The sequence below is a fragment of the Undibacterium sp. TJN25 genome, assembly GCF_049339885.1.
Lineage (GTDB): Bacteria > Pseudomonadota > Gammaproteobacteria > Burkholderiales > Burkholderiaceae_D > Undibacterium.
Genome location: NZ_JBMPPM010000006.1, coordinates 129,498 through 151,720, shown reverse-complemented (window position 1 = coordinate 151,720; position 22,223 = coordinate 129,498). Strand labels below are relative to the sequence as shown.

Genomic DNA, 22,223 nt, shown 5'->3' with positions numbered 1-22,223 from the left:
GGATTTACTATCACTTCAGTATAAACAATCAATTATTCAGATGATAGTCTTTACCCTATCATCTGCTTCACATTGATAGCAAATTTAAACACGAACACCCACCCTGATAGGAAAAGCCATGAGCACCCAAGCCAACGCAGTGAAATCCGTCACCATCGAAAACCTGGAAGCCGCCTTCGCCGGCGAATCCATGGCCCATATCAAATACCGCTACTTCGCCAAGATTGCCCGCGAAGCCGGCGCAGAGGAAGTGGCAAAAGCCTTTGAAGCCACCGCCGACCAGGAAGTGATGCATGCCTTCGGCCACCTGGACCTGCTGTACCCGAAAAACCAGCTGACCCCGGTCAAGGCGCTGGAAATAGCGATTGAAGGCGAAACTTATGAATACACAGAAATGTATCCAAAATTCCGCCACCTCGCTATCCAGGAAGGCAATGACGCCGCGGTCGCCGAATACGACGAACAGATAGAAGAATCCCGCGTCCACGCAGAACAGTTCAAACGCACGCTGGAAATCGCCGCCAAACGCTTCGCCGCACTGGCCAAGGTGGAAGAGCGCCATGCCAACCACTACCAGTCCGTACTGAACGCCGCCAAAGCCGCGTAATTCTTACTCCATCCATTTACATTGAAACCAGAGAACATCATGAAAACTTACCAATGCATCGTATGCGGCTTCATCTACGACGAATCAGCCGGCCTGCCAGAAGAAGGCCTGGCCCCAGGCACCCGCTGGGTTGATATCCCGGAAGACTGGGAATGCCCGGATTGCGGCGTCGCCAAGGCGGATTTTGAGATGGTTGAGATTTAAAGCAAGGAAGGCGGCGCGGGCAGTTTGGGGCTTACGGCTGGTATACTGCGGCCTGCGGAACACTCCCGGATTGCGCTGCGCTCCATCCAGGCTACATTTCTCAGTGTGCAAGGACTGAATAAAGCAGGCCTGGTTGCCTCTGCCGTTGACTTACCCCGCTTGGAATGTGGCATTTTATGATGCGCAAAATGTGATGGGACTTTGCCCCATCACCCGCAGGGCAAGTCTGCGGTCGCCCAGGTGACTAAGCAAGAAAAAATGAGCGGCTGTCGGGCCACCCCCGATCTGTATCAACGATGTGTGCTTGAATTATAAAGCGCAGCATAAATAAGATAATCATCATGACCCCCATCCTCATCATAGGCACAGGCCTGGCCGGCTACACAGTAGCCCGGGAATTCCGTAAGCTGGATAAAACCACGCCGCTGCTGATCATCACCGCCGACAACGGCGGCTTCTATTCCAAGCCCATGCTGTCCAACGCATTCGCGCAGAACAAGCAGGCCGCGCAGCTGGTCACGCAAAGCGTGGAGAAGATGGCGGAACAGACCGGCGCCACGATACTCACCAAAACTACCGTCAACAACATCGACACCGCTGCCAAAACCGTCGCCACCAGCGCCGGTAATTTTGAATACGATAAACTGGTCATCGCCACCGGGGCCAAGCCGATACGACTGAACATTGCAGGCAACGCGGCCGATCAAGTCCTGTCCGTCAACGATATCGCCGATTACACCGTGTTCCGTGACCAGATCGCCCAACTGCCGCATCCGGCCAAAGTCGCGATCCTCGGCGCCGGCCTGATAGGCTGCGAGTTCGCCGACGACCTCGCAGGCGCCGGCCACCTGGTCACGCTGATCGACCCCAACCCCATGCCGCTGGCCGCCTTGGCTCCCGCCGCATTATCGCTGGGCTTGCATACTGCGCTGACGGGCCGCAACATCCAGCTGAAGCTAGGCACCACTGCCGCCAGCATAGACAAGAACGGCGATGCGCTGAGCATTACGCTGGCCAATGGCGACACCGTGGACAGCAATGTGGTTTTATCAGCAGTCGGCCTGCGACCAGACCTGCGCGTGGCGGAGGCGGCCAAACTCGTCACTGACCGCGGCATCCTGATAGACACCACCGGCAAGACCAGCGCGCCGGATGTGTATGCCCTGGGAGACTGCGCGCAATACACGTTTTCCGAAGACGGCAGCAGCCGCATCCTGCCGTACATCGCCCCGCTGATGAGCGCCGCCCGCGCCATCGCCAAAACGCTGACCGGCATCCCGACCGACATCGACCTGAAACCCAGCCCTGTCATCGTCAAAACCCCGAGCTACCCGCTGGCCCTGGTCAGCCCCGCGCCGCATCACACACCCACCGGCCGATGGGAAGTGGAACAGCGCGAGACCAGCACCATCTGCCGCTTCTACAATGAGCAGGACGTGCTGTCCGGCTTTGCGATTGCCCCGCAGGACGCGGCATTGCGCCAGGCCCTGCTGGCCGAACTGGCAGGCTAGAAATATCCCCTCTCCCGCGTGCGGGAGAGGAAATAAGGTAAACCAATCTTAAAAATCCGAAACTCTGTAGCCTGGATGTAGCGCAGCGCAATCCGGGAAATGGCCCACAGGCCGCCGGTATGCTCCCGGATTACGCTACGCTGCATCCGGGCTAGGGTCCCAGGCAATCCCTCGCCAAACAGCCCCAGCCCGGCAAGCTTCTGTACAATACCGGCATGCTGTCCGAATTCGATCTCATCAAACACTATTTCGCCCGCCCCGCGGCAACGGCGGCTGCTGCGCTGGCTGATCCACGCATCGCGCTGGGCATAGGCGACGATTGCGCCTTGCTCAATCCCTCCCCCGGCATGCAGCTGGCCGTTTCCAGTGACATGCTGGTGTCCGGCCGCCATTTTTTTGCCGACGCCGATCCCTTCATGCTCGGCCATAAATGCCTGGCGGTGAACCTGTCCGACCTGGCCGCCATGGGCGCCAAACCGCTGGCCTTTACTTTGGCGCTGTCTTTGCCGGAAGCCAAGGCAGAATGGCTGGCGCCGTTTTCCGCCGGGCTGCTGGCGCTGGCAGACCGCTACCAGTGCGCGCTGATAGGCGGCGACACCACCAAGGGGCCGTTGAATATCTGCATCACCATCTTCGGCGAGATCCCGCCCGGCCTGGCGTTGCGGCGCGATGCTGCCCGCGTGGGTGACGATATCTGGGTCTCCGGCACGCTGGGCGATGCGCGGCTGGCGCTGGCCGGTTACTGGAAGGAACATCCGGATGTGATACGCATGGAGGCCAGAGAACATGTGCAGGCGGCGCAGCGCATGCACCAGCCCAGCCCGCGTATAGAGCTGGGCCTGGCCCTGCGCGGCATTGCGCATGCGACACTGGATATTTCAGACGGCCTGGCCGGCGACCTCGGGCATATCCTGGAACGCTCCGGCGTGGGCGCCAGCCTGCAGCTGGATGCACTGCCGGCCGGCCCCATCCTCAGCACGCAGGCGCCGGATATCCGCAGGCGCTATACGCTGTCCGGCGGCGACGACTATGAGCTCTGCTTCACCGCCCCCGCAGAAAACCGCGCCGCCGTCATCGCTGCGGGTGCCGCCAGCGGCACGCCCGTTACCCGCATCGGCAGCATAGAACAGGCGGCCGGGCTGCGCCTGCTGGATGCCGCGGGCCAGCCTGTGGACATGCACATCCACTCCTTCGACCACTTCACCACAGCCTGAACCCATGACCACTCTCGAACAAGGCCAGACGGCGAAGATCATCCGGCCCACCGCGCGCTTCATGCTGGGACACCCGGCCCACTTCCTGGCCCAGGGTTTCGGCAGCGGCCTGTCGCCCATCATGCCCGGCACCTCCGGCACGCTGTTCGCGTGGCTGGCCTTCGATGTGCTGACCTCGCGCTGGCCGCAACTGTTCACCGCCTTCAACTGGTCCATCATCATCATCGTGGGCTATTTCATCGGCTGCTGGGCCTGCCAGGTCACCGGCCGCAATATGGGCATCTCCGACCACGGCAGCATGGTGTGGGACGAGATCATCGCCTTCTGGCTGGTGCTGATCTTCATCATGCCGGCCGATTTTTCCACGCAGTGCTGGGCCTTTGTCTGGTTCCGCTTTTTCGACATGGTCAAGCCGCCGCCGATACGCTGGTTCGACCAGCACATCAAGGGCGGTTTCGGCGTAATGTGGGACGATATCGTGGCTGCCTTTTATACACTGCTGCTGTTTGCGCTGTGGCGGGTGATATAAGCTGCCAGCAAAACCGTAGGGTGCAATAGCAAAGTGTATTGCACCGGGCGGCCCGCATTGCCCAGCCTTGCCTGGTAATGTTGATAGATGCATTAAAAATAGAGGCATTTCTTTTTTAACGGCAAGCGGTGCAATACGCTTTGCTATTGCACCCTACAAAAAATAAAAGCCCGCCTGATAAACATAGACGGGCTTTTATTGCAAAAGCGGCGGATGCTTACAAGGAGGTCGCTGCCCGCGCCGCCTGCTCATACAGGCCGGACAGCACGCGCAGGAAGCGCGCCAGCTCGCTCAGTTCAAAACTCTCGGTGCCGTCGCCGGTAAGGCCGGACACCAGCACCTGCTCGCGGATATCGTAATAGCGCTTGCATACCGCCTGCCCTGCCTCATTGGTCGAATACAGCACTTCCTTGCCGCGCTTTTCGGTTTGCACCAACTCCAGCGCCTGCAGCTTCTTCAGCGAGTAATTGACAATATGCGTGTCTTCAATATTGAGGATGAAGGCAATGTCGGCCAGCTTCTTTTCACGCGCGCGGTGGTTGATGTGGTGCAGCACCAGCACGTCGGTAATCGTCATGTCCTTCATGCCGGCAGCGGCCATGCAACGCACCGCCCAGCGGTTGAAGGCATTGCCGGCGATGATCATGCCGAATTCAAATTCGCTCAGTTCCGCGCTGCGCCCCTGCGCCAGATGTGCGGAGGAAACGATGGGCACCCGCGGTACCGATCCGCTTCCCGCGCCAGCGGAGGCAGAAGATGTGGCCTGGCTCAGACTGGCCTTGCTCTTGGTTTTTGTTGCCGACATACGGGGTCTCCTGATGATGTCGTTGAGGTGACGGCCGGCCACGGATAGCGGCCGGGCTTGCGAACATTTAACATCATATTACCTTGCAGCAGGCGATTTAAACACGCATTTTTTGATTGAAACGCTAATATATTTAGATCTATTTCTCTATAAAAGTACCGAATTAATGAGACTATTTATCGATAAATCTTCTGCTGTACCCTCCTCCGCTTGATTCCGTCTATTCAAGTCCGGCATGGCCTCAAAAGTAAAACCCGCTTTTCAGCCTGATTTTGTCGAAATATTCTCAAATGAATTTTAATTTTTCACTTTCGCAATTTCATGTTGAATAATATATTCATTCTCGAATAAAATCAATGCACCGGCAATCCATGCGGTAAATATGAAATCACAACATCCCACTACAAAGGAAGAATCATGAACAGATACCCCAAGCGCCTTTCAAGCCTGTACACCGGCAAAGGAGCCCGCGCATGAGGCCCTACGCCAAAGTGACTCCGTCTTTGTGGATAGGCGGCACCGGCCGCGAACTGCGTAAACGCGGCGACCACTCCCAGCTGCTGGCCCTGTACCTGATGACCGCGCCGCTGTCCAACATGCTGGGCCTGTACTACCTGCCCAAAGCCATCATCGTGCATGAGACCGGGCTGGACGCGGCCAGCGTGCACCAGGCGCTGCACTGCTGCATACAGGCCGGCTTTTGCCAGTACGACGAAGACAGCCAGATGGTGTGGGTGCCCAACATGGCGCGCTTCCAGGTAGAGGCACAGCTCAACCCCAAGGACAAAAGATGCGCCGGCATACAGTCCGAATATGACAGGCTCCCTGACAATCCCTTCCTGGGGGCTTTTTACGAAAAATACGTCGATGCATTCTGCCTGATCCGCAGCAGAAGGGGCAGCAGGGAGACAGGAAGCCCGCCGGAAGCCCGTTCGAGGGGGCATCGAAGCCAAGAACAGGAACAGGAACAAGAGCAGGAGCAAGACAAAGGTCAACACCCCGCTAACACTGACGTGTTAGCTGTCGACAGCGTTGCTGCCGACGCGCCCGGCCACCAAAAAATAACAAAGATACAGGCAAGGCTGAGTACGGCGGAACTGCATGCACAGCTGATGCGGATGGAGAACGGGGATGATGGCGATGATGAGGAGTTCAGTTCTCCTCCTACAAGCAGGCCGACAAGAGCGCGATATGCGCCTGGGCTGGAGCATTGACCCCAAACATTCACTCGCATCGAAAGACAAAAACTTGAGTAAGGACACCAATGAGTTTAATACTAAGAAACCTGATATCAAAGGAGGATCACATCGTGCGTCAGATTCCTTATAAGCAGACAAGCGCGCGACCACTGATAGAAATTGATGTATTGGTTCCGGAGAGTTAACAGACTTTAGGCTACTGTACCTGGACTTGAAAGCCAAAATGGCGCCAGTATTCTCGCTGAGAAATTAAGCAATTTTGCGGCGCTATATCCATACTGAATTGAGGTAAAATCGATGAAGTGGTTGCACCCTCAGGCATCTCTGCAGGTTGCGCTGCACGTTACCATGCGGCCTAATGGCGCAAAGGCGAGCAATCGCGTGAGCGTTAGCGGCGGTGTAAGCGGCAGGGACGACTCGCAAGAGGCTCTCAGCGACGCTGCCGACGGGGCTACACTTGGTACTTCGCTTTCTACTCCCGGAGTTGTTGGGAAGGCGAATAGCAAACGTGTGGTGCAGTCTCAAAGCAGGGACGCGGGTGCGCTGCAAACGTCGAAGCGCGAGAAATTTCCGCATTTCGCCTCGTTTGCTTCAATGCGACAAAATTTCGTCGTAATTGTTGCGCTCATTGTTGCGATTAACTTCAACGGGCGAATGGAAAAGGCTGAAATGAGAATCATTCAAACTTCGGTGGTCGATGGTCGGGTGGAAGTTGCTCTGCAGGCATCTCTGCAGGTTGCGCTGCACGTTACCATGCGGCAGAATGGCGCAAAGGCGAGCAATCGCGTGAGCGTTAGCGGCGGTGTAAGCGGCAGGGACGACTCGCAAGAGGCTCTCAGCGACGCTGCCGACGGTGGTCTTTATCCGCTGGTCCGGGAGGTACAACACCAGCGTCTCACCTAAAATGAAATCTAATGCCTATCATCACGCATTGTCCCAGACATCCCTCACGGCTGCATGGACTCGTCTTTATTCAAAAACCAAACCTATATCTCGTAATACGGTAGGAGTCGACGATTTCAGTATCAACGATTTTCAATCAAATCCCAAAGGTCATTTAGCTCGTTTATCACACGACGTGCGCTCCGGAACTTTTAAGTTTTCGCCTCTTCGCCCTTATCTCATTCCAAAGGCGAATGGCAAATTGCGGCTGATTAGTGTTCCGACTGTACGGGACAGGATCGTACAGCGAGCCCTCGTTGAATATCTATCGGAAAAATACCATACCCGCTTAGCAAACAATATTAGTTTTGGGTTCATAAAAGGTCGCGGCGTTAGATTGGCAGCGGAAACCGCCTGCAATCTTCGAGTAAAGAAACCATGGATATACAAAACAGATATCGCCTCATTCTTCGACTCCATTAAACGGGATACCCTGCAATCTGCAATTGTGAAAACAATTCGCGAAAGATCAATACATCCAATTTTATTTAATGCACTAAATGCGGAAGTAGAAACTACAAATAGATCGACAAAAAGCAACATCGCAAAACTAGGAATAGTAACGGGCCAAGGAGTAAGGCAAGGAATGCCACTTTCCCCGTTTTTCTCAAATCTTCTACTTATTTCTTTCGATCAAAAAGTGCACTCTAGCGGCGCTACCGCTGTTCGCTATGCGGATGATCTAATTTTTCTTTGTGAAAGCGAAGATGAGTGTCATCAGATGGCATCCTTCTGCTCGGAAGAATTCGGGAAAATCGGACTAAGTGTTCCTCCAATAGCGCTAGGTTCAAAATCCGTGATATACGATCCAAAACAACCCGCCGAATTTCTCGGACTTGAGCTTTCGGTTACTGCCAAGGGATATGATTTGCGAGTATCAGAAACACAATTAAACCGCTTGACTCAGGAAATAGGTAGCTTCGGTTCTATAAAAGAATTATTAAGCCGCAAAATTACCTTGAGAACTTTAGGGCAATCCGTCTCAGCAAAGCGTAATGGCTATTTAGCTGCTTACGCGGTTTGCTCGAATATTGATAATGTCGTCAAGGAACTTGACATAGCGGAACGACGCGCGCTAAAAAACCTCTACGGTCAAGGACTTGGTATTAACCTAAAAAGCATAGGGGCAGACGCACGAACATTTTTAGGTCTCACATAAGAGGCTCATAACTCTTACACTACTTTCCCTTATCTTACAGCCTCACTTGCAACGCATTTGACCGCTGCGATCAGCAGCGCAATAGATAATCAAATCACTCCTTGCCTATCAAATTCAAGCAAGCATCCGCCGCACCACATCATCACAAGCCATCTTCAGCAAGCCGCACACATCCTCGCCCGACCTGGCTTGCGCCAACACCCGATAACTCGCAAAACCGGTCAGCGCAAAGATCAGGTCCGCCGCATCCCGCTGGGCGGCGGGTGCTGCACCGTCACCGGCGATGCGCGCGACGATGGCGGCAATAGTCTGCCTGCCGCGCTCCATCCTCTCCGTCAGGCCGTGCGCAATGTCGGGGTCCATTGCCATGGCATCGTGCAGCCGGCCTATTGCGGGGTCGCTGCTCCAGAAATCACAGAATATCTCGATTGCACTATGCAAGGCCTGATGTGGGTCGGCCATTGCGCGGGCGTCATTGTGGCGGAAGATGCCGCCCTTCTGCGCAATCTCGTCAAATACCGCCTCCAGCAGGCCGTTGCGCGAACCGAACTGGTTGTACACCGTCAGCCGCGTCACGCCGGCGGCCTTGGCGACGGCGTCCAGTGAAAAAGCCTGGATGCTGTGTTCCTCGCGAAAAAACTGCGCAGCGGCGTCGATGATGCGTTCTCGCTTCTCCGCTACCGCATCGGTTCGCACAGGACTCACGTAGCTACGCTTGGGCATTGCATGCACTCCAATTTAAATATACACTATGTATAGTTAATTTAAACGTTCAAGGAGGCCATTATGCAATATGTAATCCTCATTGCCACGTCCCTTCATGTGCTGGCGGCGATTTTTTGGGCCGGATCGACGATGGGCCTGTCTGCCAGCGGTAGCATGCCGGGAAAATCCCTGTTTTTACGGCAGATGGCAGCAGCTACGGCCGCCGTGCTTGCGGGCGGCTACCTGTGGTGCAAGGTGCATGCAGGCGTATTCCAGGCGACGGAGAAGGCATTGGCGGCAGGCGCTGCTTGCGCGGTGCTGGCGTTTGCCATGCAGCTTGCCATCGCCGGGCCGGCGGTGTGGAAATTGCACAGAGAAACCGGCAGCACGGAGAAAGCGGGCGAGCGGATTCTTGTTGCCTACCGCTTGGCATCAGCACTGCTGGTGGTTGCCGCTGTGATGATGGGTGCGTCCAAATATGCGGGCGTGCTGGGCGGCTGAACAGGCATTACCGGCTGAGGCATCACTTTTGACATTTGCGTTCGCCTCTTGGTTTCTGCGGTTCAATATTAGCCCATGCCTAAACCGCTGCGATAGATGACGCCATCGCACCCTGCGATTATCTCGAACACTCCCTCTCTTCCCGCGTTACGCCTCCGCTTGCGGCCCTCCTCAGCCGGCCACAATGGTGTTTCCAACTTTACACTTCCCCAAGCTCGCTTGACTTCAATCATTGCAACCAGTATTATTATTTATAAATTGCGGTTGAAATTATTAATTCAGGTTACTGCACCGGCATGCCGGTGCAGTATTAATTATAGAAAGCTTAAGCAGCATGAAAATCAAAGACAGTATCGCGTTTGTAACAGGCGCAAACCGCGGCCTTGGACTGGCAATAGCGGAGGAACTTTTGCGCAGGGGTGCGCGCAAGGTATACGCCGGCGTCCGCACTCCTTCGGGTGCTGCCATACCTGGCATTGTCGAGGTGAAACTGGATGTTACCGATCCGGCATCGGTCGCTGCAGCGGCGGCGGCATGCGCGGACACGACCATCCTGGTCAACAACGCCGGCATTGCGGCGATCACCGGCAGCACGCTGGACGCGGAGCTGATCGCAGTAACACGGAGCATTGCCGAGACCAATTTCTATGGTCTCATTTCCATGAGCCAAGCTTTTTTCCCTGCCTTATCGAAAGCCCAGGGCCAGGGTGCCATCGTCAATGTGCTGTCGGATGCGAGCTGGTTCTCCCGGCCCATGCTGGCGGCGTATTCTTTGACGAAATCCGCCGCCTGGAGTTTCACGAATGCCTTGCGCATCGAGCTGCGCGAAAAAGGCGTGCACGTGCTGGCATTGCATATGGGTTTCATGGATACTGATATGACCAAGGGCTTCGATATGCAGAAGGTGAGCCCCCAGGAGGTTGCCGCGCAAACACTGGATGGTCTTGAAGCGGGCACCGACGAAGTGTTGGCGGACGCGAGCACGCGGGCGATCAGGCAAAGCCTGTCGTCCAAAGAACCGGCCTACCTTTTTCCGCCTGAAATCGTGTAAAGCAGCTTAGGAGCACAAGCATGAACAAACTACTGCAACAGGCGCTGGAGGCACACGGTGGCCTGGATAAATGGAATTCCTTCGACAAAATCAGCGCGACCATAGTATCGGGTGGCGAACTTTGGCCAAGCAAAGGAATACACGTAGATACTTCACCGCGCCGCATCACTGCCGATACAAGACGCCAGAGGACCACAGTGTCGCCTTACGGCGCGCCGGATTTTGTGATGACCTTTGTTCCGGAACGCATTGTCATCGAGAACGGCAAGGGCGAAACCATTGCGGAACGCGCCGATCCGCGCGCGGCTTTTGAAGGGCATGCAGTAGATACTCCCTGGGACCCCTTGCACCGGGCGTATTTCAGCGGCTATGCGCTGTGGTCTTATCTCGCCAGCCCGTTCTTGCTGGCAATGCCGGGCGTGGAGGTGGAAGAAATCGCCCCCTGGACGGAAGGGCAGGAACAGTGGCGTGTGCTGCGCGCTACATTCCCTGCCAGTTTTGCCGGCCACTCGCCGGTGCAGGAATTTTATTTCGGCCCTGATTTTTTACTGCGCCGCCATGACTACCAGGTGGACGTCTCCGGCAGCTTCCTGGCCGCACAGTACGTGCATGACATGGTCGAAGCCGGCGGTATTATCTTCCCGAGCAAACGCCGCGCGTATTCCAGGAAAGCCGATCTGCAGCCGGATACCGACAGGCTACTGGTATGGATAGACCTGGAGAACTTCCAGTTCAGTTAAGACGCCGGCCCAGGCAACGGCACTTGTACATACCGCAGGGTGCAATGGGTTTCACCTATTGCACCATTCTCCTTTAGCCCCCGGCTTGTTTCATAAAAAAAATTTTACGTACTGCTTCACACTTTACTTCCAGCTTTATTTTCGGGCAAAGCGGTGCAATAGGTAAGGCCCATTGCACCCTACAATGCATATCCTCACATCTTCATATCCGTCACAAACATCTTTCCCGGCGCATGCGTGATGCAGAACGGGATGCGGCTCAGCTCCGCAATGTATTGCGGCGTGACGCCGCAGGCCCAAAATACCGGCAACTCGTCTTCCATGATGTCCACTGCATCGCCAAAATCCGGCTTTGCGAGGTCGCCTATGCCGATTTGTCCGGGGTGGCCTATGTGCACCGGCGCGCCGTGCACCTGCGGGAAGCGGCCGGAGATTTCCACGGCGGCGGCAATGTCGCGGCTTTTGATCGGGCGCATGCTGACAACCATATTGCCCTGGAAGCGGCCGGCCGGCGCGCAAGGGATAGAGGTCTTGTACATGGCGACGTTACTCTGCTGCTGCACGTGGCGCAACGGGATGCCGGCTTCCATCAGTGCGCTTTCAAACGAAAAGCTGCAGCCAAGCAGGAAGCTCACCAGGTCGTCGCGCCACAGGCTGTTGATATCGGTGACTTCTTCTACGAAGCGGCCGTTTTCATGGATACGGTAGCCGGGGATGTCGGTGCGCAGGTCGGCGCCCGGTGCGCACAGCGGTTCGAAGCGTCCCGGCTCCAGCACTTCCACCAGCGGGCAAGGCTTGGGATTGCGCTGGCAGAACAGCAAAAAATCAAATGCGTATTCGCGCGGCACGATCATCATGTTGGCCTGCACAAAACCACGCGCCACGCCGGCCGTGGGGCCGGTGTAGGCGGCGCTGCGGTACAACGCGCGCAGCTCCGTCGGGGATAGTTTTTCCATCTGCATGCTTATACTCCCAGGTAGGCCTTGCGTACATCTTCATTGCCCAGCAGCTCCTGCCCGCTGCCCTCCATGACGATGCGGCCGGTCTGTATCACATAGCCGTGGTCGGCTATCGCCAGCGCCTTGTGCAGGTTCTGCTCCACCAGCAGCACGGACACGCCCTGCTGGTTCACCAGCTGTATCGTATCCAGCACCTTGGTGACAAACTTGGGGGCGATGCCCCATGAAGGCTCGTCCAGCAACAGCAGCTTGGGCTTGGCCATCAGGCCGCGGCCTATCGCCAGCATCTGCTGTTCGCCGCCGCTCATCGTGCCGGCTTCCTGGTGCCGCCTTTCCTTCAGGATGGGGAACAGCGCATACATGGTGTCGATGGATTCCTCCACTTCCTGCTTGTCCTTGCGCGTGTAGGCGCCCAGTTGCAGGTTGCGCTCCACCGTCAGGCGGGCGAAAATGCGGCGGCCTTCGGGCACCAGCGACAGGCCCAGGCCCACGCGCTTGCTGGCGTGCACTTTCTCTATGCGCTGGCCGTAGAATGTGATCTGGCCTTCGTCCGCCGCGTTCAGGCCGGCCACTGCGCGCAGCGTCGTGGATTTGCCGTTGCCGTTGCCGCCGACCAGCGCGACGATCTTGCCTTTCGGCACATCGATGTCGACCTTGGACAAGGCCAGCACGCCGTCATAGCTGACTTTTAAATTTCGTACCTGCAGCATCATTCATCTCCCAGATAAGCGGCGATCACCTTGGGATCGTTGGACACGTCGGCCGGTTTGCCGTCTGCAATCTTCTTGCCGTAATCCAGCACCACGATGGCGTCGGCAATCGGCATGATGCCTTCCAGCACATGCTCGACGATCAGGCAGGAAATGCCTTGGCCACGTATCTTCAGCACCACTTCCACGGTCTCCTTGACTTCGGTCGGGTTCAGCCCGGCCATGACCTCATCCATCAGCAGCAACTTGGGCTTGACGGCCAGCGCACGCGCCACGGCCAGGCGGCGCTGTTCGCTGATGGTCATGCTGCCGGCGGGCTTGTCCTTGAACTGGCCCAGGTTGACAAAATCCAGCAACTCGGCCGCGCTCTGGCGGGCGGTGGGCACATGGCGGTTGATCAGGAAAGCGCCTACCATCACGTTTTCCAGCGCCGTCATGCTGGTGAAGGTACGCGCCACCTGGAAGGTGCGGCCTATGCCGGCCCGCGCGCACTGCTCCGGCGAATAGCCGGAAATTTTCTTGTCATTGAGCCAGATGTCGCCCGAGGTCGGCGGCGCGTAGCCGGCAATGCAGTTGAACATCGTGGTCTTGCCGGCGCCGTTGGGCCCGATCAGGCCGACGATCTGCCCTGCCCCCAGGCTGAAGGAAACATCCTGGTTGGCCGTGATGCCGCCAAAGCGCTTGGTCACATTTTCTACGCGGAGCAGACTCATGCCTGTTCTCCTTTGGCCTGGTTAGCCTGATTAACTTTGCGCCGGGCAAAGAACTGCCGGAACCAGCCCAGTACACCGCTGGGGTAGTACACGGCGATGATGACGATCAGTGCTGCATAGATAATCAGGTCGGTGCCGCGGCCGGAGCCGCCGAAGAACATGCGTGTGCCTTCCTCGATCAGCGTCAGCACGCCGGCGCCGACGATGGGGCCGAACAAAGTGCCGACGCCGCCCAGGATGGACACCAGCGCCATCTTGATGGACAGGCCGGTGTTGAGCACCGAGGCCGGGTCGATATACAGTTCTTTCTGCGCATACAGGCTGCCGCCCAGCGCGGTGAAGAAGCTGCTGACGGCAAACGCGATCTGCTTGTATTTGCTGAGGCTGATGCCCAGGCTGCGGGCGGCGTCCGGCTCATCCTTGATGGCGCGGAAGTAATAACCCAGGTAGCTGCGTTCTATCAGCAGGTTGGCCAGCAGCGTCAGCAGCAGCAGGCCCAGCGCCAGGTAGTAATACGGCTCCTTGCCGGCGAAGATCAGCACGCCCCAGCCTTGCTTGTCCATCGGTATCGTCAGGCCGACCGCGGCGCCAGCGTATTCCCAGTTGGTGAAGATGATCTGGATGATCTCCGCCACCGCAATCGTGGCCATCGCAAAATAGTGGCCCTTGAGGCGGAAGCAGGACCAGCCTATCGCCACGCTGATGATGGCGGCCAGTATGCCGCCGGCCAGCAGGGCCAGCCAGGCATTCAGGCCGGCCAGCGTGATCAGCATTGTCGAGGTGTACGCGCCCAGTCCGTAAAAGGCTGCATGGCCGAGCGATATCTGCCCCGCATAGCCGCCGATGATGTTCCACGATACGCCCAGCTGCGCCGCCATCAGGATCAGGATGGCCAGGTTCTGGTGCGAAGGGTCGGTCACGAAGAACGGCACCAGCAGCGCGACGATCAGCAGCACCACCCACAGCATGTATTTGCGCTGGAAGTTTTTCGGCGCGGCGGTGGCCTGTGTCGCGGCAGGTATCGCAACAGGTATCGCGCTCTCCGCCTTCGGTGGCGTATTTTCTACAGTATTAATTGTGCTCATGGCGTTTCCTTAAGCCTTACCCAGTAAACCTTGCGGGCGGAACATCAGCACCGCCAGGAACAGGCCCAGCACCAGCGCCATCTTGTATTGCGGCCCTATCAGCAGGCCGCCCATCACCTCTACTACACCCACCAGCACGCCGGCCAGCAGCGCGCCGACGACGCTGCCGAAGCCGCCCAGGTTCACCACCACAAAGGCGATCAGGATGAAATTGGCGCCCACTTCCGGGAAGATGGGAAAAAAGGTGGACAGCAGCGCCCCGGCCACGCCGGCGCAGGCCGCGCCTATGCCCCAGGCCAGCGCAAACATCTTTTGCGAATCGATGCCCATCAGCTGCGCCGCTTCCTTGTCGGCAGCCGTGGCTTCCAGTGCTGCGCCGGCACGGGTCTTGGTCAGGAATAGCCAGATGCCGGCAGTGACCAGGATAGCGCCGACGCCGGCTGTCACCTGCGGCGAACCTATCTGTATGCCGGCGATGGAGACATGGCCGCTGACGATGCTGTGATCCACCGTGCGGAAATCGGGTTTCCATAAAAACTGCGCGATGCCGCGGAACAGGATCATCAGTCCGAAGGTCGTGAATATCTGCGACAGCATGGAGGCATTGGTGATCTTGCGTATCACCACCTTGTACAGCATGACGCCCAGCGCAAACAGGAACAGCGCCGTCAGCGGCAACGTGAACATTGGGTCCCACGCATACAGCGAGTACATCCAGAAACTGGAGTACATGCCGAACATCAGGAATTCGCCATGCGAAAAATTCACGATATCCATGACGCCGAATATCATCGTCAGGCCAATCGCGACCAGCGCGTAGATCAGGCCTATCAGCACCCCCGACATCAGGGTTTGCAGCAGTATTTCCAAGGACATCATGTCTCTCCAAACCGGAACTTCCAGCGGATCTATTGCGTGGGTGCAATAGCGCCAGCGTATTGCACTACCAGGTACAAGGGCGCCCAGGCCGGGCGCCACTCTCCCGCGTTTTGTTTATTTCAAACGGACTTTTATTATTGGTATGGCCGCGTGCCAGGGAAAGCGGTGCAATCCGCGCGTTGCGCTATTGCACCTTACCCCTACTGCACCCTACCTTGCTGACTATTTACGCGCATCCCACTTCGGCATAGGCCAGACCACATCCTTGGTTGCCATGTCGAACGGCCATACGGTGTTGTACTTGCCGTCGATGATCTGCACCAGGATGCCGGAGCCGTAAGTGTTCTGGCCCTGCTCGTCAAACTTGATGCCCTTCCACGGCATGATGATCTTGTTGCCGGGGATATTGGTTTCCGACAGCGCCTTACGGATCGCTTCGGCATCGGTGGAGCCGGCGCGGTTGATCGCATCGGCCAGCGTCATCAGGCCGGTGAAGGTGCGGGAAGAATTGCCGGTGAAGTCTGCCTTGTACTTGCTGTTGTACAGGTCGTTGACCTGCTTGATCAATGGGTTGTTCTTGGCCAGGTCGGGCGACCATACTTCGCGGGTGATGACATAGTCGGAATCCTTGCCCAGCGTGCGGCGGAATTCGGTATCGGTAAAGCCAGCATTGTTGGCCAGGATCATGTCGGGGGAGAAACCCAGTTCCTTATAGGTCTTCATCGCCATGATGGCGTCGCCCAAATAGGAAGACTCCATCACCACCTGCGGGTTGCTGGCTTTGAGCGATTGGATTTCCGATGTCAGCTGCGTGCTCTTGGCGGGATAGGTAATGCTCTTGACGATGTTGTAGCCTTCGTCTGCCGCCAGCTTGACTTCCAGCTTGGTAGTTTCATTGCCCCACAGCGTGTTTTCGTTGAAGGTGGCCAACTGCTTGACCTTGATGCCCTTCTTGGCTTCCAGGTCCTTGAAGAACTTGAAGAAGTTGTGCACGAACAGGTCGTCATGCGCGGTCGTGCGGAAGAACCATTTGAAGCCGCGCTGCGTCAGCGTAGAGGACGAGCTTTCCGGGTTCAGGTAAGGGATCTTGTAGCGTTCCGCCACCTGGCTGGACGTGGCTGTCACATTGCTGGCGTAGGCGCCGATGACGGCCACCACTTTCTCCTGCGTGATCAGGCGTTCTGTTTCAGAGGCGCCTATCTGCGGATTGCCCTGGTGATCGGCAAAGACCAGCTTGATCTTCGCGCCCTTCAGGCCAGGCAAGCCGCCGCCTGCGGAAAACGGTAGGTTGGGAATGCCCTTGGCGCCATTGTTGATGATGTCTGCCGCCAGTTCCAGCGCATTCTTCATCTCCGCGCCGGAAGACGCCGCAGCGCCCGACAGCGGATACACGGCGCCAATCTTGATTTCCTGCTGCGCATAAGCAGACATGCTGAAGGCCAGTGCCGCGCCGAGCATCGCAATTTTTCTGAACGACTTGATGATCATGATAAAACCTCTCCTCTTTTATTAGTAGTAACATCGAGTAATACCGAGCAACAGGGCCTCTGCTGCATATCCCAATTATTTCTTTTTTTATTCCCTGACCGATCTTCCAACTCCTGCCACTTCATTCAGGCTGCCGGTCTTCTTGCCGGCCCTGTTATTGCTGACGAGACCTTCACCGCGTATTACAGTCCTGTATTGCAGCCCTGTGTTGCAGTCAACATAATAGTCGCAACTTTTACACTACAGCACTTTCTTTGCCTTAAATTTTTCCATCAGGCTTCTGCAGGGCGGACCATGAGATGTTTATATGAAAGAACCCGCACGCTTTTTCTGATTTGAGTTGAATAATAGACTTTACACATATAATATACAAACGTTTTATAAACAAATCATCTCAATAAACAACAGATAATTTATTTATATATTCAATTTATGCGAAGTCATTAATAATGCGGCTTAAGCGTGCAGGGCGATAGCTGGCGCGCACCGGATGGGTACGGGTTGCACCAATAAAGACAGGCAGATTGCCACAACGGGGGAGTCATGAGTCAGGCAAAACAAGAGCATGCACAAATCAAACAATCTGAACAACCGGGCCAGCGCTGGCAGTTCTGGATAGACCGCGGCGGCACGTTCACCGACATCGTTGCCCGCCGTCCGGACGGCCAGTTGCTGACGCACAAGCTGCTGTCGGAAAATCCGGAACAGTACAAGGATGCCGCCGTGGCCGGCATCAAGCGCCTGCTGGGCCTGGGCCCCGACGAGGCGATCTCGCCGGAGCTGGTGGAAGCCGTGAAGATGGGCACCACCGTTGCCACCAACGCGCTGCTGGAACGCAAGGGCGATCCGACGGCGCTGCTGATCACCCGCGGCTTCCGCGATGCGCTGCGCATCGCCTACCAGAACCGCCCGCGCCTGTTTGACCGCCATATTGTGCTGCCGGAATTGCTGTATGAAAAAGTCGTCGAGGTGGATGAACGCGTCGATGCGCAGGGCAACGTGATCCAGCCGCTGGACCAGGCCAGGGTGGAGGCCGACCTGCGCGACCTGTATGCGCAAGGCTACCGCGCCGTTGCGGTCGTGCTGATGCACGGCTACCGTTATACGCAGCATGAAGCCGCCATCGGCAAGCTGGCCGCCGGCATCGGCTTTACGCAGATTTCCATCTCGCATGAAGTCAGCCCGATGATGAAGCTGGTGTCGCGCGGCGACACTACCGTGGTGGATGCCTACCTGTCCCCCATCCTGCGCCGCTACGTGGACCAGGTGGCCGAACAGATGCACGGCGTGCGCCTGTTCTTCATGCAGAGCAACGGCGGCCTGACGGATGCGCACCGCTTCCAGGGCAAGGATTCCATCCTGTCCGGCCCGGCCGGCGGCATCGTCGGCATGGTGCGCACGGCGCAGACGGCCGGCTTTGACAAGATCATCGGTTTCGACATGGGCGGCACCTCTACGGATGTGTCGCACTATGCCGGCGAATTCGAGCGTGAATTTGAAACCCAGGTTGCCGGCGTGCGCATGCGCGCGCCGATGATGAGTATTCATACCGTGGCCGCCGGCGGCGGCTCCATCCTGCATTTCGACGGCAGCCGCTACCGCGTGGGGCCCGACAGCGCCGGCGCCAATCCCGGCCCGGCCAGCTATCGCCGCGGCGGCCAGCTGGCGGTGACGGATTGCAATGTCATGCTGGGTAAGATACAGCCGCGCTACTTCCCCAAAGTGTTCGGCCCCAATGCAGACCAGTCGCTGGACCACGATGCGGTGGTACAGAAATTCACCGAGATGGCGGCGCAGATAGAACAGGCCACCGGCAAACGCAGTACGCCGGAAGAAGTGGCGGAAGGCTTCATCGACATCGCCGTCGGCAATATGGCAAACGCCATCAAGTTCATCTCGGTGCAGCGCGGCCATGACGTGACCGAATATACGCTGACGACCTTCGGCGGCGCCGGCGGCCAGCATGCCTGCCTGGTGGCGGATGCGCTGGGCATGACCAAGGTATTTGCGCACCCGTTTGCAGGCGTACTGTCGGCCTATGGCATGGGCCTGGCAGACCAAACCGTGATGCGCGAGCAGGCGATGGAACTGCCGCTGACCGCCAACGCGCTGCCGGAACTGCACACCCGGCTGGACAAGCTGTCCGCCCAGGCCGGCGCCGACCTGCTGGCGCAAGGCGTGGCGGCGGAACGCCTGCATGTAAAGCAGCGCGTGCACCTGCGCTACGACGGCACCGATTCGGTCATCGTCGTGGCAATGGATGAGGCCGCTGCGATGATCGCGCAGTTTGAATCCGCCTATAAAAAACGTTATTCCTTCCTGATGCCGGACAAGGTGCTGGTCATAGAAGCAATCTCGGTGGAAGCCATAGGCAGCTCCGCAGAAGTTCAGGAAGCGGCCCAGGCTGCGGCGGAAGTGCTGCCGCCACGCGATGGCGCGCTGCAGGCCGGCGATACCGTGCGCCTGTTCTCCGGCGGCCAGTGGCACGACACCGCGCTCTACCTGCGCGAAGACATGCGCCCCGGCGACACCGTACGCGGCCCGGCCATCATCGCCGAAAAGAACGCCACCAACATCATCGAACCCGGCTGGATCGCCGAAGTGACCGCGCTGAACCACTTGGTGTTTACCCGCGTGGAGGCACGCCGGCAGCGCCTGGCCATGGGCACCACGGCCGACCCGGTGATGCTGGAAGTCTTCAACAACCTGTTCATGAGCATTGCCGAGCAGATGGGCCTGCGGCTGCAGAACACGGCGTTCTCGGTCAACATCAAGGAAAGGCTGGATTTTTCCTGCGCGCTGTTTGATGAAGAAGGCAACCTGATCGCCAATGCGCCGCATATCCCGGTGCACCTCGGCTCCATGGGCGACAGCATCAAGACCATCATCCGCGAAAACGCCGGCAAGATGCAGCCGGGTGACGTGTACATGCTGAACGACCCCTACAACGGCGGCACGCACCTGCCAGACATCACCGTCATCACGCCGGCGTTCAATGAGGAAGGCACGCGCATCCTGTTCTATGTGGGCTCGCGCGGCCATCACGCGGACATAGGCGGCATCACGCCGGGTTCGATGCCGGCCAACAGCACCGTGGTGGAAGAAGAAGGCGTGCTGATCAACAACTTCCAGCTGGTGCGCGGCGGCGTCTTCCTGGAGAAAGAGGCGGCAGCGTTGCTGTCTTCCGGCAAATACCCGGCCCGCAACATCCACCAGAACCTGGCGGATTTCCAGGCGCAGATTGCCGCCAACCAGAAAGGCGTGGACGAACTGCTGAAGATGGTGCAGCACTTCGGCCTGGAAGTGGTGCAGGCGTATATGAAGCATGTGCAGGACAATGCGGAAGAGGCGGTGCGCCGCGTGATCACCGCACTGAAGGACAGCAGCTACGAATACAAGCTAGACAACGGCGCCGTCATCAAGGTGGCGATACGGGTCAACCATGCGCAGCGCTCGGCCGAGATCGATTTCACCGGCACCTCGCCGCAGTTGAACAACAACTTCAACGCCCCCAGCGCGATCTGCATGGCGGCGGTGCTGTATGTGTTCCGCACGCTGATCGACGATGAGATTCCGCTGAACGCCGGCTGCCTGAAGCCGCTGAACGTCATCATTCCGCCGGGCTCGATGCTGAACCCGCACTACCCTGCGGCCGTGGTCTCGGGCAATGTGGAAACCTCCAGCTGCATCACCAATGCGCTGTACGGCGCGCTGGGCGTGCTGGCGTCTTCGCCGGGGACGATGAATAACTTCACCTTCGGCAATGAAGAACACCAGTATTACGAAACCATTTCCGGCGGCTCCGGCGCCGGCGAAGGCTTTGACGGCACCGACGTGGTGCAGACGCACATGACCAACTCACGGCTGACCGACCCGGAAATCCTGGAATGGCGTTATCCGGTGCGGCTGGAAAGCTATGAGATCAGCCCCGGTTCCGGCGGCGCAGGCAAATGGCACGGCGGCAATGGCGGCATCCGCAAGATACGCTTCCTGGAAGACATGACGGCGTCCATCCTGTCCAACAACCGTATCTACGCGCCTTTCGGCATGGCCGGCGGCGAACCGGGGCGGCGCGGCAGGAACAGCGTGATCCGCAAGGACGGCAGCGTCGAGGAACTGGGTTTTGTTGCCAGCACCGAAATGCAGGCGGGCGACATCTTCGTGATAGAAACCCCGGGCGGCGGCGGCTATGGCACACGGAAATCCTGAGCCCGGACCGGCGTTGGCCGGGCCTGCGGTGGGGCCGGCCGTGCCGTCGACCCACGCGCCGGCGCCGCTGGGCCTGAGCGGCTTCCTGTACGGCCTGGCGGTGGCACTGATCTGGGGGGCGCAGCCTGTCGTGGCCAGCTTCGGCTACAAGGCCGGCATGACGGCGCTGGACCTGACGATGCTGCGCTTTGCCGTCAGCGGCCTGCTGATGCTGCCCATGTTCATCCGCCGCGGCGTGGGCAATGCCTGCGGCGTCGGATGGAAGCGCGCGGCGGTATTCGTGCTGTTGGCAGGGCCGCTGTACAACATGGTGCTGATAGGCGGCCTGCAATGGGCGCCGGCGACGCACAGCTCGCTGATCTACCCCGCCTTTACCCCTATTTTCACCGCGCTGATCGCCAGGCTGCTGCTGGACGGCCGCCAGCGTATTCCCCTCATGGGACTGGCGCTGCTGGTGGCGGGCGTGCTGACGGTCAAACTGGGGGCCATCCTGCATCCGGTGGCCGGCGCAAACCCGGAAGCCTGGCGCGGCGACATCCTGTTTGCGAGCGCGGCGCTGATGTGGTCGGTATATACCGTGCTGATGCGGCGCTGGAATACCGAGCCGCTGGCCGTTGTGGCCGTGGTGCAGGTGGGCGGCTTGCTGTACCTGCCTTTTTACTTCTACTTTGAAGGGCTGTCGGTGTTCCGCCTGGATACCACGGCGCTGGCGGTGCAGACGCTGTACATGGGCGTGATCGTCAGCGTGATCTCGGTATTGTTCTTTAACCTGGCAGTGCGCCTGCTGGGGCCGAAGGCGGCCATGTTTACCGCGCTGATGCCGGTGGTGGGCGTAGGGCTGGCAGTGGCGGTGCTGGGCGAGCCGCTGACGATGTCGCTGATGCTGGGTATGGTGCTGATCGTGGTCGGGCTTTTTATCGCGCTTAAGAAGAAATAGATATAAGAAATATCCGCTTCATGCCTTGCCTGCCAGCTTTCCGATTTTTTTGCTTTGCAGCATGCCGTACCCGGCG

21 protein-coding genes are annotated in these 22,223 nt (G+C 58.0%); 13 read left to right on the top strand and 8 right to left on the bottom strand.

The window, feature by feature from the left end:
* Positions 1 to 118 precede the first annotated feature (118 nt).
* From ACO0LO_RS16325 to ACO0LO_RS16305, 5 genes are all read left to right on the top strand, one after another.
* On the top strand, positions 119 to 607 hold the full coding sequence (locus ACO0LO_RS16325) for a rubrerythrin family protein (protein ID WP_422965331.1): 489 nt from the start codon (positions 119 to 121) through the stop codon (positions 605 to 607).
* A 39-nt stretch (positions 608 to 646) separates the two neighbouring features.
* Entirely contained in the window at positions 647 to 811 is a 165-nt protein-coding gene (locus tag ACO0LO_RS16320) for a rubredoxin (RefSeq protein WP_422965329.1), read from the top strand.
* Between the two features lie 341 nt (positions 812 to 1,152).
* On the top strand, positions 1,153 to 2,322 hold the full coding sequence (locus tag ACO0LO_RS16315) for an FAD-dependent oxidoreductase (protein ID WP_422965327.1): 1,170 nt from the start codon (positions 1,153 to 1,155) through the stop codon (positions 2,320 to 2,322).
* Between the two features lie 215 nt (positions 2,323 to 2,537).
* A complete protein-coding gene (thiL, locus tag ACO0LO_RS16310) occupies positions 2,538 to 3,536 on the top strand; it encodes a thiamine-phosphate kinase (RefSeq protein WP_422965326.1) in 999 nt (332 codons plus the stop codon).
* Between the two features lie 4 nt (positions 3,537 to 3,540).
* Positions 3,541 to 4,065, top strand: coding sequence for a phosphatidylglycerophosphatase A (locus tag ACO0LO_RS16305; protein ID WP_422965324.1), 525 nt, complete (start codon positions 3,541 to 3,543; stop codon positions 4,063 to 4,065).
* Positions 4,066 to 4,282: 217 nt separating this feature from the next.
* On the opposite strand, the gene ACO0LO_RS16300 is transcribed toward ACO0LO_RS16305, so the two are convergent.
* Positions 4,283 to 4,870, bottom strand: coding sequence for a winged helix DNA-binding protein (locus tag ACO0LO_RS16300; protein WP_422965322.1), 588 nt, complete (start codon positions 4,868 to 4,870; stop codon positions 4,283 to 4,285).
* A 473-nt stretch (positions 4,871 to 5,343) separates the two neighbouring features.
* Here ACO0LO_RS16300 and ACO0LO_RS16295 point away from each other — a divergent pair, with 473 nt between their 5' ends.
* The 3 genes from ACO0LO_RS16295 (at position 5,344) to ACO0LO_RS16285 (ending at position 8,170) form a co-directional block, all read left to right on the top strand.
* A complete protein-coding gene (locus ACO0LO_RS16295; protein ID WP_422965320.1) occupies positions 5,344 to 6,084 on the top strand; it encodes a hypothetical protein in 741 nt (246 codons plus the stop codon).
* A gap of 282 nt (positions 6,085 to 6,366) precedes the next feature.
* Positions 6,367 to 6,972 carry a hypothetical protein gene (locus tag ACO0LO_RS16290; protein WP_422965319.1) on the top strand — a complete coding sequence of 202 codons (606 nt, stop codon included), beginning with the start codon at positions 6,367 to 6,369 and terminating at the stop codon, positions 6,970 to 6,972.
* A gap of 1 nt (position 6,973) precedes the next feature.
* Positions 6,974 to 8,170, top strand: a complete 1,197-nt coding sequence (locus ACO0LO_RS16285) for a reverse transcriptase domain-containing protein (protein WP_422965317.1) — start codon at positions 6,974 to 6,976, stop codon at positions 8,168 to 8,170.
* Positions 8,171 to 8,284: 114 nt separating this feature from the next.
* Here the strand turns inward: ACO0LO_RS16285 and ACO0LO_RS16280 are convergent, their stop codons facing one another.
* Entirely contained in the window at positions 8,285 to 8,893 is a 609-nt protein-coding gene (locus ACO0LO_RS16280; RefSeq protein WP_422965315.1) for a TetR/AcrR family transcriptional regulator, read from the bottom strand.
* Positions 8,894 to 8,956: 63 nt separating this feature from the next.
* Between ACO0LO_RS16280 and ACO0LO_RS16275 the strand changes: the two genes are divergently transcribed.
* The 3 genes from ACO0LO_RS16275 to ACO0LO_RS16265 all read left to right on the top strand — a co-directional run bounded on the left by ACO0LO_RS16275 (position 8,957) and on the right by ACO0LO_RS16265 (position 11,167).
* Positions 8,957 to 9,376, top strand: coding sequence for a hypothetical protein (locus ACO0LO_RS16275; RefSeq protein WP_422965313.1), 420 nt, complete (start codon positions 8,957 to 8,959; stop codon positions 9,374 to 9,376).
* 334 nt (positions 9,377 to 9,710) lie between these two features.
* Positions 9,711 to 10,427 (top strand): SDR family oxidoreductase, encoded by a 717-nt coding sequence (locus tag ACO0LO_RS16270; protein ID WP_422965312.1) that lies wholly within the window; start codon positions 9,711 to 9,713, stop codon positions 10,425 to 10,427.
* A gap of 20 nt (positions 10,428 to 10,447) precedes the next feature.
* Positions 10,448 to 11,167: a hypothetical protein gene (locus ACO0LO_RS16265; RefSeq protein ID WP_422965310.1), complete on the top strand. Its 720-nt coding sequence runs from the start codon at positions 10,448 to 10,450 to the stop codon at positions 11,165 to 11,167.
* Positions 11,168 to 11,361: 194 nt separating this feature from the next.
* Here the strand turns inward: ACO0LO_RS16265 and ACO0LO_RS16260 are convergent, their stop codons facing one another.
* From ACO0LO_RS16260 to ACO0LO_RS16235, 6 genes are all read right to left on the bottom strand, one after another.
* A complete protein-coding gene (locus ACO0LO_RS16260) occupies positions 11,362 to 12,123 on the bottom strand; it encodes a putative hydro-lyase (protein WP_422965308.1) in 762 nt (253 codons plus the stop codon).
* A gap of 8 nt (positions 12,124 to 12,131) precedes the next feature.
* Entirely contained in the window at positions 12,132 to 12,836 is a 705-nt protein-coding gene (locus tag ACO0LO_RS16255) for an ABC transporter ATP-binding protein (protein WP_422965884.1), read from the bottom strand.
* Positions 12,836 to 13,549, bottom strand: coding sequence for an ABC transporter ATP-binding protein (locus tag ACO0LO_RS16250; protein ID WP_422965306.1), 714 nt, complete (start codon positions 13,547 to 13,549; stop codon positions 12,836 to 12,838). Before ACO0LO_RS16250 ends, ACO0LO_RS16255 begins: the two co-directional genes overlap by 1 nt.
* Positions 13,546 to 14,634 carry a branched-chain amino acid ABC transporter permease gene (locus ACO0LO_RS16245; RefSeq protein WP_422965304.1) on the bottom strand — a complete coding sequence of 363 codons (1,089 nt, stop codon included), beginning with the start codon at positions 14,632 to 14,634 and terminating at the stop codon, positions 13,546 to 13,548. The genes ACO0LO_RS16250 and ACO0LO_RS16245 overlap by 4 nt, the downstream gene beginning before the upstream one ends.
* A gap of 9 nt (positions 14,635 to 14,643) precedes the next feature.
* Entirely contained in the window at positions 14,644 to 15,513 is an 870-nt protein-coding gene (locus tag ACO0LO_RS16240) for a branched-chain amino acid ABC transporter permease (protein ID WP_422965302.1), read from the bottom strand.
* Positions 15,514 to 15,735: 222 nt separating this feature from the next.
* Entirely contained in the window at positions 15,736 to 17,001 is a 1,266-nt protein-coding gene (locus ACO0LO_RS16235; RefSeq protein WP_422965300.1) for an ABC transporter substrate-binding protein, read from the bottom strand.
* 543 nt (positions 17,002 to 17,544) lie between these two features.
* Here ACO0LO_RS16235 and ACO0LO_RS16230 point away from each other — a divergent pair.
* Both ACO0LO_RS16230 and ACO0LO_RS16225 read left to right on the top strand, forming a co-directional pair.
* Positions 17,545 to 21,210 carry a hydantoinase B/oxoprolinase family protein gene (locus ACO0LO_RS16230; protein ID WP_422965298.1) on the top strand — a complete coding sequence of 1,222 codons (3,666 nt, stop codon included), beginning with the start codon at positions 17,545 to 17,547 and terminating at the stop codon, positions 21,208 to 21,210.
* A complete protein-coding gene (locus tag ACO0LO_RS16225; RefSeq protein ID WP_422965296.1) occupies positions 21,191 to 22,147 on the top strand; it encodes a DMT family transporter in 957 nt (318 codons plus the stop codon). Before ACO0LO_RS16230 ends, ACO0LO_RS16225 begins: the two co-directional genes overlap by 20 nt.
* Positions 22,148 to 22,223 lie beyond the last annotated feature (76 nt).